Source organism: Rossellomorea aquimaris (assembly GCF_001877785.1).
Lineage (GTDB): Bacteria > Bacillota > Bacilli > Bacillales > Bacillaceae_B > Rossellomorea > Rossellomorea aquimaris_A.
On record NZ_MINN01000085.1, the window covers coordinates 15,004 to 30,010 of the forward strand.

The following is a 15,007-nucleotide window of genomic DNA, read 5'->3' on the forward strand; positions in this document are numbered from 1 at the left end:
ATCCAGCTACGAAAAGTGTTATGGGAGTTATCTAGCATTGTAATGAAAGAAGAATTGGACATAACCCTGTTGACATATAAAGAAAATGAAGAGAGAGATTTTATAGGTTCAGAAAATGCTGAATATTTCTATCCATAATCTACTACAAACAACTAGGGTTGTTTGCAACTATTCTTACTATTAATAAATATTAATAAATTAGTCAATCTGTCACCAATAGATGGTACTGTTGGCGCGAATTATTAAATGAAATAAGCCTCTCGCTTTTTTAGGAGGGGCCTATTTCATTTAGTTAAATTTTTGGTTTATTAACAAGTTATTTCAACTTATCGAATGGTCTGAACTAAAGTCTCTTTTATTGATCTAAGCTGATAATTCTTTAATGAAATTACCTCTTTTAGTCCACAAAACTGGAGTGATGTCATAGCTTTCAAGTGCGGCAGACATTAGTTAACAATTATTTCAACTCCTAAATGGTCATGTACCTCTATTAAACCAAAATAATCCACAATTTTACAGGGGAATGTTAGATTTATAGTAATTTTATGCTATATTTTACATAAGAATAAAAAATATTAAGAGAAGGAGAATTTACATTAATGAATCCGTTTGATGTACAAATGGTAATTGATCCTGCCTCAAAAACCCTTGTCTCTGAATCTACAAAATTATTATATGCAAAATTCGCGACAAAAATTTCCGAGTTAAGTGAGGCAAGAAAATTTAAGATTGATTCATATGAAGAACTAGCAGTTCAATTTAACGACTACTTTGTAAAGAGTTATATTAAATATAATTCAATGCCGACAATAGCCTTAAGAGATAAAAAGGTTACTTTAAAAGAAATGTATTTACCGCTTAATCTAACAGAGAGTGCAGAAAAAAATGCCAAGGTTTTCCCTATGAAAGAATTTGACACAAGTTTTTTTAGTGAATACCCAAAAATATTAATTAATGATAAAGCAGGAATGGGGAAATCAACACTTTCTCAATTTCTTTTCTTATCTGCTATTGAACAGCGAATGGAAATTCCAGTTTTCATAGAATTACGAGGATTAAAAAACGGTAAAACTTTGCTTGACGAAATTTATAACAAGTTTAACTATTTCGGGGAAGAGTTCAAAAAAGAATATTTAATTGATTTAATAAAAAAAGGAGACTTTATATTCTTTTTTGATGGATTTGATGAGATTGCAAACAATGAATTGGAGAGAGTCAATAAAGAAATTAAAGATTTTATAGCTAATTCAGGTAATAACAAATTTATTATTACATCTAGACCAATTAGCTCTGCAAACTTTCCTGATTTCAATAAATTTGAGATCAAAGGGTTGGAAAATGAACAAGCTTTTAATTTGATAAAAAAGTTTGATGGGATTACAAAGTTGAATCTACATAACTCTCTAGTTAATTCTATTAAAGAAAGTGGTAATAACTATAGAGAATTTTTAGAAAATCCATTATATGTTTCTCTTCTATACCTTACATATAAAAGAAAAAAAGAATTGCCAGTAAACCAATCAGAATTTTATAAACAAGTTTATGAAGCCCTTTATTTTGAACATGATTTAACTAAAGATGGTTCATATAAACGAGTAAAAGATAGTGGGCTTTCTCTAGATGAATTAAGTAGATTTTTAGGAAGGTTTGCTTTCGTATGCTTACTTAAAAACTTGAATGACTTTAATTATCAGCAACTTATAAACTTAATATCGGATACTGTTAATAAAAGTAATTTTAATAAAGATATTGAGCCTAGAACTTTATTCAAGGATTTAACTGAAAATGTGCCTTTGTTTGTTAGGGTTGGTAATGATTATAAATGGATACATAAATCCTTTATGGAGTACTTTTCATCTATCCATATTTCTTTAAACGAAAACAAAACAGAGATTTTAAATCATATTAAGAATAGTAAAGAAATTGAAAACTATGAAAATATGCTAAATATATATGCCGACATTGATAAAGACAATTTTGATAAAGTATTTATTAGTCCATTTCTAAGTCACTATATCAAATACACTGAAAATGTATTGAATGATTTTATACTTCAAGACTTGGACAGGGCGATATTTGGGCAAAAGTTCTTTTTTACTAGACTACCAAAAGAATATATAAAAAAATATGAAAAGAAAGATGCAGACATTCCAATTTCTGATTCCTCTCATAAGATATTTTTATCTATACATCAATATCTAATGAATTTAGATGTGGGTTTTGGAAATTTTTCATATGCTTTAATGAATAAGGTGGGGGAATCGAAATTGTATTGTAATTGCCATATTGACCCCTACATAAATCTTATTAAGAAAATAAGTATTAATAAATCTTATAAATTTTGGAGGAAATCCTCAATTAGAAGAAATGTAAATATAAATAAAGTTATTGAGGAAAATCCTAATATTTATAAAATGTTTAACGAGCTAAATATTGAAAAAGACAAGTTCTTAATAATAAATTATCAAGATTCTGATCGTAAAATGATAAATACTCTAATTCGTTTAGGTATTGATTCACATGATCTCTCAAAAGTAATTGATGAAAAGATTGCAGCTGAATACTTAACAAAAATTAAGGAAAAAGAAGAGAATATCTCAGATGTATTATCTTTATTAATTTGATTAATATTTATGGTCATTCGTTCAGTTAACGAGTTATCCCCCCAGGTGAGGGGGGATAATATCTAATCCTTTATTTTTTAAATTAAAAAATAAAATACTCAAACAATTAACACATATAATACCAAGTAACGGTTAAATTTCCGCCATAAGAATAAGCATTTGAAACTGTTATAGGAGAGTCCCAAAATGCAAAAGAAAATAAACTATTTAATAATACTTTTAACGACAATCTTTATGGTTGGTTGTGCCGACGTAGAAAATGTATCCACTACAAAGGAAAAAACAGACCAAGAAGTAACCGCGGCAAATACAAAAGAAAATAGTGACAAAGCAGATACCACTAAGGTCGAGGAAGAACCTGTAGAAGAGGAACCAGCAGCAGAAGAAACCTCAACTGAAACGAATGATGAACTGTTCCAGGGATACGAACTTATCGAAGTTGATGGTGGTGATCTGTCTGGATACCGTGAACCCAACGTCGTCGTTGACATTGGTTTTGGGGACCGTGAGTATTGGGCATTTACGAATGAATACGGGCAGCTGGTACGTGTCATTGCTGACGAAATCATTATACAAGATGACAGTACCGAACCAGTCTTATCTTCTGGCAGATACTACTCCGATGAAGCAAAGGTTCCTGGAGTAGAAAGTGACATTTTAGATGAAGGACATATCATTGCTGATTCTCTTGGAGGGGTATCGAATGCTTATAATATCACTCCTCAAGAAAGTACGCTCAACCGACATGGTGATCAAGCTTATATGGAGGACGTAATCCGTAAAGCAGGTGGGGTCACTAATTTTGAAGCAATTATCACATACCCAGATACGGAAACGCAGATTCCATCAAGTTATCAGTATACCTATACTATAAAGGGTGAAGAGGTTGTTGATACCTTTGACAATGTGAACCCTGATGAAGTAAATGAATCACTCGGTTTAACAGAGAATGAGCCTGCTGAATCATCTTCAACAAGTTCAACCCCAAGCGGTGATATCTCAAGTGTTGATACAAACGGTAATGGCCAGGTAACGATTAAAGAAGCAGAAGACGCTGGTTTTAGTATGCCAATAATGAGTGATCATTGGTTATACCCTTACATGCGCGATAATGATGGAGACGGAATGGTAGGGGAGTAAGCCTTTAGAACATAATATAAATATTATATAAAGAATAGTAAAACCCTTTGACATGCCAACCGATACTATAAAAGTGAGAAAAACTAAGGAGTGTTGGTATGTCCAGTCAACTAGTAACGCATCTACTAAATTCAACAACAACAGCAATTAAGTCAGTAGTTCCATTTGAGGTACAAATGGAAAAGCCAACTCTCTTCAGAGATAAGGATATCAAAACCGAATTAGGTGTTGTAATTGGAATTACAGGAGATATAAAAGGAACTATGTACCTGATGACAAAGAAACATACAAGCAGCAGCATAGCTGAAAAAATGTATGGGGTCAGTGTAGAGGGGGACATGCTCACGTCCTTCCAAGGAGAGTTTGGAAATATGATCTCCGGGAACATAAGCAGAATAATTTATAGTGAGGATGTAGAAATTGATATTACCCCTCCAACTGTAGTGGAAGGGAAAGTCACAACCAATGGTCATAAGGTTGCTCTTAAATTGTCTGCGAGTATTTTGGATATTGGAGAGATGGATGTCATATTGACTATTCACTAATTAAGAACCCCCTTGAATTGGGGGTTTTTCTTCGCATTACTGGAAAACTGTTATTTTTGAACCTTGGGCAATTTGGTGGATTTTCTTCTGAGAAAAACAGGTTACTGAAATAGAGTTAAGTAGGAAAAAAATTAATTTATAGGTGTTGAACAATACATATTAAAGAGAGAGGTAAGGGAGTTGTAAATGAAAAATTGTAGTGTTTGTAATAAAAGAATATATGTCTTTGAATGCAATTTAACAAAAACCTATATATGCAATTATTGTTGTGATAAATATCAACTAAATCAATGGAGCGAAGGTTGGGAGCGATACTTCAAAAATAGTCAGCAACATTTTCAATGGCAAGACGAAGATCGTTCTTATGAAAAGTGCTTAGATTGTAAAGGTTTGTGCAGAGTAGATGAATACGAGGTGATCACTAAACCGGAAGTTGGGTTTGGTATGAGTTTATTCTCATTTAATCATAATGGAAAGTTTATCTTTACTAATAATCCTGATCATTTATTTCCAAAAAGAAAAGCCTTTCTTGAAAAAATGATATGTGAGACTTTAGAAGATTACTATTATTTAGCTGAAACATATCATTTTCTTGGGGAATACAATAAATCAATACAACTACTAACAGAGTCCATTAAAAAATATAATAATCCAGAATTATATCGTTTATTAGGGCAAAGCTACCACTTTAAAGGAAAAAGAGAAGAGGCATTGATTAATTTCAAGAAATCATTATTTTTAAGTGAAACAAGCGCAGTAACAAAAAGATATATGGCTGATTTATTACGATCAATGAAGGATTATGAAGGAAGCATATATTTCTATAAACAGTCTTTAGATTCGTTTGAGTATAATGAAGATGGATATATTAATGATAGCTTCTATGAGTATAATTATTTTGGCCTTGCAATTGCATATTCAAAAATAAATCAGTTTGAGAAGGTTATTGAGGTAGCAAATGAGTTTTTGTTCTTGTCTGTTATAGACTGGGATACTTTTAAGGACAAAGTTCTCCAGGTAAGGTCAAATAAATTAAAGGATAGTAATATGAAAAGTCAAATATATACTACATCCACAATTTATGAAATCCTCAGTATAGCTTACATTGAATTAGACAATCTTGACAAAGCAAAAGAATATATCACAAGAGCTAAATGGCTTGTACCAGATAATATCGATATTGCAAGGGTTGAAGGTATTATTATTGGAAAACGTTCTAATGATCAAAAGTTAAAGGAATATAAAACCCTTCTAGAAGCACTATTAACGAATGCTGAACAAAAGTTATTTGATCCAATAGAGAAACTATCTGAATCTGTTGAGGAAATAAAAAAGAATGTCGAAGATTTAAACAAGGAATCACCAATTGATTTCCTTGAGTTGAAGCCGAATTTTATGGGGGTTGGGCTAAATATCAACGAAGTCATAAATAAATTGTTGAAGAAACGCTAGATTAAAAGCGTAAAAGGTTTCTCTTTATAAAACAATGGTTTACCAAATTAAAATCCTATGTAAAAAAGCTCAGAGAATATTCTCTGAGCTTTTTTGTGTGAATACTTTAGTCTTGTTTATTTCTCTGCTTAGCCTGGAACACAACATACTCAAAATGCTTCTTTATCTCTTCAATATCCTCCTGGGAAAGATCCTTCCACTTCTCAATATCAAAGAAACCAAATTGTTCGATGCCGTATTCTTTAACGAGTTTGTTTACTTCATCAAGGCTATCTTCTTTTGATTTGACCTTCTCTTCGCGACCAAGTAAATAATCTACTGAGACATCAAAGTAGTCCGCTATTTTATTTAACATATCGTAGTCGGGTTTACGTTCGTCTTTTTCATATCTTGATAGGACGACATTTGAAATACCTATTTTCTTAGCAAAGTCTTTTTGAGACAAATTTTCTTTTTCCCTTAACTTTCTAATATTACTTCCCAATGAAGACATATTCTTCATCCTTTACCGTTGTATTTATGTATATAGATTATCATTTACCAATGCGGTAAGAAATAAAATTGACAAAATGGTAATTTGTTTGTTGACATTACCAAAAAGGTAATTTATTATATAGTTAAAGTTACCGATTCGGTAACAAAAAGGAGGTGAGTAAATGAAATTACAAAGACGACTTATAGACCTTGAAAAGATAAAATCTTTAAGGATAAATCAAAACCTTACCATTGATGATATGTCAAAAGTTCTTGGATATGATGGGTACAATGCTTATTACTATAAGGAAAATGGAAAAAGAAAGATTAGCGCTGAAGAGATAGCAATCATCGCCAAAGTTTTAGGTGTCCCAATAGAAACGCTTTTTTTTGAGAATAAAATTACCGATTCGGTAATTAAATTCAAGGAGGTGATTTAATGAATCAACCATCAGACGAAACAATCAAAAAAATCCTACGCTACTTCTTAAAAACATCAGTCCCAAGAATCCTTGAAGAGCGTAAAAAGAAATCTGAAAAAGTAAGTTAACTTCATTTTATGAAATGAGCCTGAACATTGAAATCCATATATAGGTAAAGAGAGGAGCAACCCTTATGAAAGTCAAGGAAGGGGAGGAACTTGCTAGTGCGAGAAAGCGCCAGGGACTAACGCAGCAACAACTATCGTTTAAGCTTCCAATTTCAAGAGAAAGCATTGCCAAGTATGAAACAGGCAGGCAAGGCTTTCCGAAAGATCTGCGATCAATTACAGCTGAGGCCATCGATGATGAAGAGTATTACTTCGTTAGATGGAACGAATCAGCCGGCGATGTATCAATCCCGTATCTGAACGGAGAATTTGTTGAGCACCATCCAACCTCCATGATGCTCCTAGTCAAAAGAGAATCAGCAGAGGCATTGGATCACTTGGAAAGAGCTTGTTGGTTCAAACCAGTACAAGCTCAAACAGAATCAGAGCGAGAGGAAATGAAACGAGTGGTATTCGAAGTATTGGATGCTGCAGCAAGCATGATCAACCTTGTCGCTCTGATTACAAAAGAATATCGGTTCTCCATGGTCCAGATATTCAAGCAATGGAGACTGACCTTAAAAGCGAGGAGGTTGCAGAAGTGAGCACACAAACATTTTTAAAGGAAGATCTTCGAAAGGCAGCTCAACACCAAAGAGGGACCTGGAACGCTCTACAAGCAGTAGAGGAAAACATTCAAGGAGAAAATTATAAAGAAGCCATGCTTTCGACAGTTGATTTGCTCAACTCAATTAGAGAGCTTGATAGATTAGCAGAAAAGAAAGTAAAGCAGGATGAACTCGAGTACATTACTCAAACATTCGTGAATTTAATGCTGAAACGAAGATAGGAAGGAGTGAATGAATTGAAAATTAAAGCAGGGGAATGGTTAAGGCTTACTTCATTTGAAAAGTCGCTCTTACTTAGAAGCAAAAGTAAAAAAGCAGCAAGCTAAGGCTGTCACCAGAGCTTACTGCATCTCACTATTTTATGCGCAATTAGAATTATATAACTTGCATGATCGAGAATGCAACTTTCATGCATTACCCATTTTAAGGAGGTGAAACAAATGCTTCAACATCCGGTCATCAATCAAATTGAAAAGCAAGGTTATCCCAATATGGTTTCTCAACCCGAACACAACGGTATCGATTTCTTTGGAGAAGAGATCCTAGCAGGAGATTCAATCATAATTGATCCAGATAACGGAGAAGTCATTTTGGAAGACAATTTAGAGGATTACTTAATCGAGAAATACAAATTTCATTTCACGACGGCAGAATAAAAGACCCATGCTGGCACACAGGTCTTTTAATTGAAAGAGGGGTCAACCTCAAAAAGAAAAAGTTTATACCATTCTAAAGCACATTGAAAATAAAATCAATTGGAGGGGAAATAATGGCATCTGTATTAGTTAATACAACTCATATGGAACGTAATGATTGGCTGGAAATGCGAAGAAAAGGAATTGGGGGATCAGACGCCTCCATCATCCTTGGACTTAACAAATATAAAACACCTTTTGAATTATGGCTTGAGAAGACCGGTCAGGTTGATGTAGATGAGTCTTCAAGCGAAGCAGCCTATTTCGGAAACTTATTCGAGGACATGGTCGCAAAAGAATTCGAGGTACGTATGGGAAAGAAAGTACGTAAACGAAATGCCATCCTGCAGCATCCAGACCATTATTTTATTATCGCGAACATCGACCGTAAGGTGGTCGGGGAAGATACTCTCCTGGAATGTAAAACAGCCAACCAGTTTTTACTGAAGGAATGGGAGAGTGAAGAGATGCCTGAATCCTATTTGGTACAGGTACAGCACTATTTAGGGGTATTAGGCTACCCGAAAGCTTACATCGCGGTACTTATAGGCGGTAACAAATTTATCTGCAAGGAAGTCGAACGTGACGAGGAACTGATCAATATCATCTTCGAAGCAGAAAAACACTTCTGGCAGTACCATGTAATCGAAGGAAACCCGCCGGCTTTAGACGGATCCAGTGCAGCTGAAAAGTATTTGAAAGATAAATACTCTGCTGCAGAAAAAGGAAAGACGGTTGAACTGAAGAGCAATCACAAAGAGCAAATCCTTCAATACTTCGACCTAAAGAAAACAATCAGTGAACTGGAAAAGCAAAAGAAGCATATTCAACATGACCTGCAGCACGAACTAAAAGAAGCCGAGCTAGGATTCTGCTCCAATTACGAAGTAGCCTGGAAACCAATTGAATCCAACCGAGTGGATACGAAACTATTAAAAGAGAAGTTTCCTAATATCTATCAGGAAGTAATCAAAAAGAGCTCCTACAGACGGTTTGATATCAAGGAGGCTAAATAATGGCCACCAATCAATCTCTCAAAAATCAGTTAGCAAATAAGAATGGCCAGGCCCCTTCAACACAGGGGGCCACCATGAAAGGGCTGCTGGCGAGTCCTTCGGTAATCAAACGATTTGAAGAGGTCTTAGGGAAACGAGCCACACAGTTTACCGCCTCGATCCTTAGCCTTTATAACAGCGAAAAGATGCTGCAGAAAGCAGAGCCTATGTCGGTTATCTCTTCAGCGATGATCGCGGCCACTCTGGATCTTCCGGTAGATAAGAATCTAGGATATGCCTGGATTGTCCCGTATGGGGGCAAAGCACAGTTCCAACTCGGATATAAAGGGTACATTCAGTTAGCCCTTAGAACCGGCCAGTATCGGTATATAAACGTCACTCCCATTCATGAGGGGGAGCTGATCAAATGGAACCCTCTTACTGAGGACATTGATATCGACTTTGAGCAAAGAGAGTCAGAAGTGGTTATAGGTTACGCAGCCTACTTCGAACTATTGAATGGATTCAGGAAAACGGTCTACTGGACCAAGGAGGCAGTCGAGAAGCACCGGAAGAAATTTAGTAAATCAGATTTCGGATGGAAGAATGATTGGGACGCCATGGCCATGAAGACGGTGCTGAAAAATCTTCTATCAAAATGGGGGATCCTTTCCGTCGAAATGCAGAAGGCCGTTATTGAAGAGAATGAACCAAGCGATGAGCGTGAAATGAAAGACATTACACCTGAAGAGGATGACAACACCATTGACTATGATCTTCCGGAAGAACAGCCGGCTGAGGAAAAGAAAAGAAAAAACACTTCTAAGAAAAACAAGAAAGATTCAGCTCAAGAAGCCATGGACATGAGTTTTGATTAACCAGGAGGTCCCTTACAAAGTCCTTCTCCCGACATGGATCTGGGAGAAGGCTCAAAGTAAGGAAGAACTCAAAACGTTAGTTCTGCAGTATATGAAGAGATATCCGCACTACCATGTGCGAGGAATACAAAACAGAAAAGCAATATGCGATAGAAAGGAAGAGGAAGCATGAAAGCAACTGGAATCGTTAGAAAGATCGATGAATTAGGGAGAGTCGTTATTCCAAAGGAAGTCAGGAGAACCCAAGGGTTACACACCGGGACACCATTAGAAATGTTTATTGGCCACGGAGGAATCATCTTCAGACCGTATCAAACTGATGTGACCAAGCAGAATACACTAACCTGGCTCGAGACGGCCTTACAGGATGCCACCAATGTTGAAGACAGGGAATCCATTGAAGCTGCCATTTCATATGTTAAACAAGCTTAAGAGGGTGATAGTTTGAATTACCTAAAGGAACTCAAAGCTTTTAAGGATTGGCTGCTGCTGAACGATCTTAATACCAGCGCAATTGCGTTATGGCACACACTGATGGCCATAAACAATATGGCTGGCTGGAAAGAACGATTCAATGCGCCCAACTCCACAGTAGAGAAATTGACTGGCCTTTCAAAGCAAGGGCTGGTCAATGCTCGAGTAAAGCTTATTGAGAACGAACTGATTGAATATGAAAAAGGCAAAAAAGGTAAGGCTCCAATCTATAAGGTAAAGTCATTGGTCAACTCAGTTGACCAATCGCTATACCAATCCGATACCCAATCCATATACCAATCTGGATACCAATCCGATGACCAACGGTTGACCATACCTAAACATAAACAAAACAAAACGAAACTAAAAGATGACGTAGGAGAAGATGCGCGTGTGTCTCCCAATCCATTTCAGTTTTACGAACAAGAAGGGTTTGGTGTGTTAGGTGGCTATATACCCCAAAAGATTGTCGGCTGGTGTGATGATCTTTCAGAGGGGATAGTCTTGGAGGCCATGAAGATTGCGGTAGAGCAGGGGACAAAGAAATGGGGGTACGTGGAGGCCATCCTTAGAAACTGGTCCCAGAAAGGGATTAGGACGGTGGAGCAGTGTAAGGCAGAGCAGAAGCAATACAAGGAGCACAAGTCTCAGCGACCGCCTAACAGGGCCGGCGGGAAAGTACGGCCCATCCGGAAGGAAATGCTGCCTGATTGGTTTGAGGAGTCGCAATCAAGCCAAGATGCCCCTGCCGGTGGGTCGGATGACTATGACTTCGAGAAAGAAAAAGAAAAGCTACAGGCTGAATTACTTGCCTACAGGAGGGGGTGATCGATTGGGTGTTTTGTATAACACGGTTAGGCGTAAACAGAATGCCGAGGCGCAGGTCATGATAAATGATCTGTTAGCCTTGGGTATTACCAGAGCGCGAACCGGTGAGAGCATTTATGACTTGAATTATTATGATTTAAGGCATGAGCTTGCAGTCGCTGTTGTTACCCAATCGAATCATTACCGGGAAAGCGAAGGGGGAAATGAATAAGTGGAGATAATCAATTTTACGGTATACGGCACTCCTGTTGCCCAAGGCCGGCCGCGGTTCAGCTCTAAGGGCGGCATGGTTAAAGCATACGATCCGAAGAAATCGAAGGAGTTTAAGAAGTATGTGAAGCTTGTTGCGGCAGAACATAGACCTGAGAAGCCACTGGAAGGGCCACTGCAGTTGTTTATCAGGGTGTTCAAGCCATCGCTAAAGAGCTTCAGCAAAAAGAAACATGCAGCTGCAGAAAGTGGAGAATTGAGGCCAACGACAAAGCCGGATGTAGACAATTACGTGAAAGGCATCAAGGATGCTTGTAATGGGGTTCTCTGGAGGGATGATAGCCAGATTGTAGAGTTATTGGCCAGCAAGTGGTATAGCGAGACACCGCGGATTGAGATTATGGTGGTCCCAATAAAAGAAAAAGGAGAGACGGGGTAAGGATCGTCTCTCTTGCAAGATTAGTTTGGACTTCTAAGACTTCAATTTAGTATTCGGTGCTTTTCCTTTTCATTAAGTAACTTCTTCTGGTGAATGGCTGCTTCAATCAATCTAATGAAATCTTCTGAGGTCCCAACTCTTCTGGACTCATGTAACAATTCCTTTAGTTTTTTCTCTGGTAAATCAGTTAGTCCATTCAAAGGAGTTCACCATCCAAGGAGTTTATATTGGAGAAGTATATTATTACTTCTTCAATTCGATTTCAGATTTATGAACGAGTATACAATTGCTCATTTTATTTTTTTCCTTAGAAATTTCTAAGTACTCAGAATCATAAATGAAATGCACAAAATACTCTTCATCGTTGTAAATTACGTTATCACCAATATAGAACATCATATTAATACCTCTCAAAAAATATTTATAGGTATATACTACCAAAAATAAGATTAAGAGGGATTTTTATATTTTTCTATTTAAGAAGGTTTTAGGTACTAGTGCTTCATTATTCTTTATAAAGTAAGTAGATTTATTCATTTAGGCATAAAGTATGAGTAGCAGGTTGGGTTAGGTTTTAGGTCGTATTGTTTCTGAGGTCTTTTTTATTTCTTCAGCAATTAATTGCTTCTGATCAGGGCATTTACACCTGTAGAATTCTTTGAAAAGTAATCCTAATTTTCTTATACGATCTAAGGTTTCTAGTTCTTTCATTCCATCACCTAATATAACTATAATCATAGTACAGAAAAATGTAAATATCTAGGATAAAATATTCATTTTTCATAAAATAAGAAAAAGCCAGGATCTCTCCCGGCCAGCCAACTTAATTATAACACAGGAGGGGTCTTGGTGAGACTATCAGACTTGGAAATTAACCCTAGTACTTTAAAACTAGAAATTGATATAATGGATAAAGAAGGAAGTTTTGCTGTGGTGGTTTGTGATGGAAAGGCGAAGATTACGGAGCTACCGGATCATGGTGAGACGAAGATCGTTACTCACCAGGGCAAAGTGAAACGGGTTAAGTTTGATGAGGGGGAAGAGTTTTGAATTTTGAAAGAGATAAATTGAAGATTCACTTTATTTATGTTGTTATTATTCTTTCTTTAGCATTAGTGATGTTAGGAGGGATTTTGTTAGTTGGTTTTGATGATGCAGTAAAATCTCTTTCTAATGGGGCTACGTTACTTTCTATAGTGTTAGCAGTTGTTGCAATATTAATCACTCTATGGGATGTAGCAGGGCATAAAAATAATGTTGCAATACTTAATCAATCAGTTAAACATTTTAAAAGGATGATTAACGATTTTGAAAAAATCTCTGATGAAAATGGTGTGTCCTTAAATGAATTAAGAGATATCATTACTGAGTTAAATGAAAAGGTAACTCTGTACGAGAGTAAATTCTCTCAAATAGAGAGTTATATTAAAGAGGGAGGGGATCCTGAGGTTGTAAAGGAACTGAAAACTATCCTTGATAATCAGAAAGAGATAAGCTTAAAAACTACTAGTTCCACATTTGAAGGTATTATGGTTGATGATGTATTAGAATTAGTTAGAGTAGAATTTAATACAGATGTATTTTCCTATAAATCATTTTTCAAACTCTTAAAAAAACATTATCCTTCTGTACCAGCCTCAATGATCAGAGCTGTAATTTCCGGTATGGTGAAGGATGAAAGTCTTGAAGAAGTAATAAATTATAATGATGGCGGTTTATTTTATAAGCTAATAGATTAATTTAAAATTAGTTCTACCAGCCAACTGGAGGACACTAATCACTCACCGAATTATCGGTGTTGTGATTGGTGTCTTTTTTTTAAAATGAGGAGGATTAATAATGAATAAACAACTTTTTATGCTGCCTGAAATCGACAGAGAAAAAACAAAAGCTGCTGTTGAGTCAGCTTTTGAAAAGTATCGTTTCTACTTACTCATGGTTCCCGAAGACAAGTTACCGAAAGTGACGGCAACTTACTCAATTGTTCCTCCTTCATTTTCAAATGAATTTCATTCTTCAACTGAACAGGCTGCCATTGAGCGAATTGAATTAGAATTGGCCAAAGACAAACACGTTAAATGGGTTTTGAGGGGAGTCAACCGATTAAATAAATTAGAAAGGGAAATTGTATTCAAGCGATATCTTAAAGATGAAGAGGTGTTTGATTATGAGATATATAATGAAATTGGAATGAGTGAAAGAAGGTATTATAGATTGAAGTCTAGAATATTTTATAAGCTGGCTTTTATTTTAAAAATTGAAGAGTATTTAGGTTAATACCTTGAAATAAAGTAAGGGAAGGATTGTTTAATGTATAATCATCATTCTGTTTTTGATTTACCTGAAAAGACAACCAAAATATGGAGATATATGGACTTCACAAAGTTTATCGATATGATTAATTCTCAACACTTGTTTTTCGTAAGATCAGATAAATTTAAGGATCCATTTGAAGGAAGATACTCTAATGCTAATAAAAGTTTAAATTACCGAGAAAAAATATATGGAGAGAAAAATGATAATAAAATATTTAAAAAATTAGAAAACTTAAATAGATATGATAGAAAGTTTACCTTGATAAATTGTTGGCATATGAATGAGTATGAATCTGCGGCCATGTGGGATTTGTATTTAAAAAGTGAAGAAGGGATAGCTATTCAATCAACTGTAGGTAAGTTGATTGATTCTTTCTGCGAGACAGAAGAAAGTATTTATATTGGGAAAGTTAAATACATTGACTTTAAAAGAGATTGGGTTCCAGAAGGGAATACCTTTAATCCATTTATTTATAAAAGAAAGTCTTTTGAACACGAGAAAGAGCTAAGGTTACTCCATCATTTAGGTCTGCCATCAAGTAATGGAGCAATTGATTATAGTGCAGATTCTCCTGTACAATTTGGAAAATCAATATCTTGTGATATAAAAACATTAATTGAAAATATTTATGTCTCACCTACATCTGCAGATTGGTTTCATGATTTAATAATTTCAATGTGCGAAAGATTAGAATTAAAAAAGCCAGTATTACATTCAGACTTAAAAGAGTTACCTTATTAAGGCAGAAAAGTGGCAGCATATTGACAGAGTATTTCTTC

At 35.6% G+C, this 15,007-nt stretch carries 19 protein-coding genes; 18 read left to right on the forward strand and 1 reads right to left on the reverse strand.

The features are described 5' to 3' along the window. Nucleotides 1-599: 599 nt before the first annotated feature. The 4 genes from BHE18_RS09890 (at nucleotide 600) to BHE18_RS09905 (ending at nucleotide 5,761) form a co-directional block, all read left to right on the forward strand. On the forward strand, nucleotides 600-2,624 hold the full coding sequence (locus BHE18_RS09890) for an NACHT domain-containing protein (protein WP_071618424.1): 2,025 nt from the start codon (nucleotides 600-602) through the stop codon (nucleotides 2,622-2,624). Nucleotides 2,625-2,810: 186 nt separating this feature from the next. Then, nucleotides 2,811-3,764 (forward strand): DNA/RNA non-specific endonuclease, encoded by a 954-nt coding sequence (locus BHE18_RS09895; RefSeq protein ID WP_071618425.1) that lies wholly within the window; start codon nucleotides 2,811-2,813, stop codon nucleotides 3,762-3,764. 98 nt (nucleotides 3,765-3,862) lie between these two features. Further along, nucleotides 3,863-4,309 carry a chemotaxis protein CheX gene (locus tag BHE18_RS09900; RefSeq protein WP_058297777.1) on the forward strand — a complete coding sequence of 149 codons (447 nt, stop codon included), beginning with the start codon at nucleotides 3,863-3,865 and terminating at the stop codon, nucleotides 4,307-4,309. Between the two features lie 186 nt (nucleotides 4,310-4,495). Further along, nucleotides 4,496-5,761, forward strand: coding sequence for a tetratricopeptide repeat protein (locus BHE18_RS09905; RefSeq protein ID WP_071618426.1), 1,266 nt, complete (start codon nucleotides 4,496-4,498; stop codon nucleotides 5,759-5,761). 106 nt (nucleotides 5,762-5,867) lie between these two features. Here BHE18_RS09905 and BHE18_RS09910 read toward each other — a convergent pair whose 3' ends face one another. Beyond that, nucleotides 5,868-6,254: a helix-turn-helix domain-containing protein gene (locus tag BHE18_RS09910; RefSeq protein WP_071618427.1), complete on the reverse strand. Its 387-nt coding sequence runs from the start codon at nucleotides 6,252-6,254 to the stop codon at nucleotides 5,868-5,870. Nucleotides 6,255-6,417: 163 nt separating this feature from the next. Between BHE18_RS09910 and BHE18_RS09915 the strand changes: the two genes are divergently transcribed. From BHE18_RS09915 to BHE18_RS09985, 14 genes are all read left to right on the forward strand, one after another. Continuing rightward, nucleotides 6,418-6,675 carry a helix-turn-helix domain-containing protein gene (locus BHE18_RS09915; protein WP_071618428.1) on the forward strand — a complete coding sequence of 86 codons (258 nt, stop codon included), beginning with the start codon at nucleotides 6,418-6,420 and terminating at the stop codon, nucleotides 6,673-6,675. Between the two features lie 175 nt (nucleotides 6,676-6,850). Then, complete coding sequence (locus tag BHE18_RS09920) at nucleotides 6,851-7,369, forward strand: helix-turn-helix transcriptional regulator (protein ID WP_071618429.1); 519 nt, start codon at nucleotides 6,851-6,853, stop codon at nucleotides 7,367-7,369. Then, on the forward strand, nucleotides 7,366-7,614 hold the full coding sequence (locus BHE18_RS09925) for a hypothetical protein (RefSeq protein ID WP_071618430.1): 249 nt from the start codon (nucleotides 7,366-7,368) through the stop codon (nucleotides 7,612-7,614). Before BHE18_RS09920 ends, BHE18_RS09925 begins: the two co-directional genes overlap by 4 nt. A gap of 219 nt (nucleotides 7,615-7,833) precedes the next feature. After that, nucleotides 7,834-8,049 (forward strand): YqaI family protein, encoded by a 216-nt coding sequence (locus tag BHE18_RS09930; protein WP_071618431.1) that lies wholly within the window; start codon nucleotides 7,834-7,836, stop codon nucleotides 8,047-8,049. Between the two features lie 113 nt (nucleotides 8,050-8,162). After that, nucleotides 8,163-9,104 carry a YqaJ viral recombinase family nuclease gene (locus BHE18_RS09935; RefSeq protein WP_071618432.1) on the forward strand — a complete coding sequence of 314 codons (942 nt, stop codon included), beginning with the start codon at nucleotides 8,163-8,165 and terminating at the stop codon, nucleotides 9,102-9,104. After that, complete coding sequence (locus tag BHE18_RS09940; protein WP_071618433.1) at nucleotides 9,104-9,961, forward strand: recombinase RecT; 858 nt, start codon at nucleotides 9,104-9,106, stop codon at nucleotides 9,959-9,961. Before BHE18_RS09935 ends, BHE18_RS09940 begins: the two co-directional genes overlap by 1 nt. 168 nt (nucleotides 9,962-10,129) lie before the next feature. Next, a complete protein-coding gene (locus BHE18_RS23980; RefSeq protein ID WP_058297766.1) occupies nucleotides 10,130-10,393 on the forward strand; it encodes an AbrB/MazE/SpoVT family DNA-binding domain-containing protein in 264 nt (87 codons plus the stop codon). 12 nt (nucleotides 10,394-10,405) lie between these two features. After that, entirely contained in the window at nucleotides 10,406-11,263 is an 858-nt protein-coding gene (locus tag BHE18_RS09955; RefSeq protein ID WP_071618435.1) for a DnaD domain-containing protein, read from the forward strand. 4 nt (nucleotides 11,264-11,267) lie between these two features. Beyond that, nucleotides 11,268-11,474 (forward strand): hypothetical protein, encoded by a 207-nt coding sequence (locus BHE18_RS09960; protein ID WP_071618436.1) that lies wholly within the window; start codon nucleotides 11,268-11,270, stop codon nucleotides 11,472-11,474. 6 nt (nucleotides 11,475-11,480) lie between these two features. Continuing rightward, the gene (locus BHE18_RS09965; protein WP_071618867.1) at nucleotides 11,481-11,912 is read left to right on the forward strand and encodes a RusA family crossover junction endodeoxyribonuclease; all 432 of its coding nucleotides are present in this window, start codon (nucleotides 11,481-11,483) and stop codon (nucleotides 11,910-11,912) included. A gap of 849 nt (nucleotides 11,913-12,761) precedes the next feature. Next, a complete protein-coding gene (locus BHE18_RS09970) occupies nucleotides 12,762-12,962 on the forward strand; it encodes an XtrA/YqaO family protein (RefSeq protein ID WP_071618437.1) in 201 nt (66 codons plus the stop codon). Further along, nucleotides 12,959-13,651 (forward strand): hypothetical protein, encoded by a 693-nt coding sequence (locus BHE18_RS09975; protein WP_071618438.1) that lies wholly within the window; start codon nucleotides 12,959-12,961, stop codon nucleotides 13,649-13,651. The genes BHE18_RS09970 and BHE18_RS09975 overlap by 4 nt, the downstream gene beginning before the upstream one ends. 100 nt (nucleotides 13,652-13,751) lie before the next feature. Next, nucleotides 13,752-14,189, forward strand: coding sequence for an ArpU family phage packaging/lysis transcriptional regulator (locus BHE18_RS09980; protein WP_071618439.1), 438 nt, complete (start codon nucleotides 13,752-13,754; stop codon nucleotides 14,187-14,189). A 33-nt stretch (nucleotides 14,190-14,222) separates the two neighbouring features. Then, nucleotides 14,223-14,969, forward strand: a complete 747-nt coding sequence (locus BHE18_RS09985) for a hypothetical protein (RefSeq protein WP_071618440.1) — start codon at nucleotides 14,223-14,225, stop codon at nucleotides 14,967-14,969. The last annotated feature ends 38 nt before the right edge of the window (nucleotides 14,970-15,007 follow it).

Excerpts from the sequence above, each read along its gene's own strand:
- BHE18_RS09890 (WP_071618424.1), top strand. The coding sequence starts at position 600 with ATGAATCCGTTTGATGTACAAATGGTAATTGATCCTGCCTCAAAAACC.
- BHE18_RS09895 (WP_071618425.1), top strand. The coding sequence starts at position 2,811 with ATGCAAAAGAAAATAAACTATTTAATAATACTTTTAACGACAATCTTT.
- BHE18_RS09900 (WP_058297777.1), top strand. The coding sequence starts at position 3,863 with ATGTCCAGTCAACTAGTAACGCATCTACTAAATTCAACAACAACAGCA.
- BHE18_RS09905 (WP_071618426.1), top strand. The coding sequence starts at position 4,496 with ATGAAAAATTGTAGTGTTTGTAATAAAAGAATATATGTCTTTGAATGC.
- BHE18_RS09910 (WP_071618427.1), bottom strand. The coding sequence starts at position 6,254 with ATGTCTTCATTGGGAAGTAATATTAGAAAGTTAAGGGAAAAAGAAAAT.
- BHE18_RS09915 (WP_071618428.1), top strand. The coding sequence starts at position 6,418 with ATGAAATTACAAAGACGACTTATAGACCTTGAAAAGATAAAATCTTTA.
- BHE18_RS09920 (WP_071618429.1), top strand. The coding sequence starts at position 6,851 with ATGAAAGTCAAGGAAGGGGAGGAACTTGCTAGTGCGAGAAAGCGCCAG.
- BHE18_RS09930 (WP_071618431.1), top strand. The coding sequence starts at position 7,834 with ATGCTTCAACATCCGGTCATCAATCAAATTGAAAAGCAAGGTTATCCC.
- BHE18_RS09935 (WP_071618432.1), top strand. The coding sequence starts at position 8,163 with ATGGCATCTGTATTAGTTAATACAACTCATATGGAACGTAATGATTGG.
- BHE18_RS09940 (WP_071618433.1), top strand. The coding sequence starts at position 9,104 with ATGGCCACCAATCAATCTCTCAAAAATCAGTTAGCAAATAAGAATGGC.
- BHE18_RS23980 (WP_058297766.1), top strand. The coding sequence starts at position 10,130 with ATGAAAGCAACTGGAATCGTTAGAAAGATCGATGAATTAGGGAGAGTC.
- BHE18_RS09980 (WP_071618439.1), top strand. The coding sequence starts at position 13,752 with ATGAATAAACAACTTTTTATGCTGCCTGAAATCGACAGAGAAAAAACA.
- BHE18_RS09985 (WP_071618440.1), top strand. The coding sequence starts at position 14,223 with ATGTATAATCATCATTCTGTTTTTGATTTACCTGAAAAGACAACCAAA.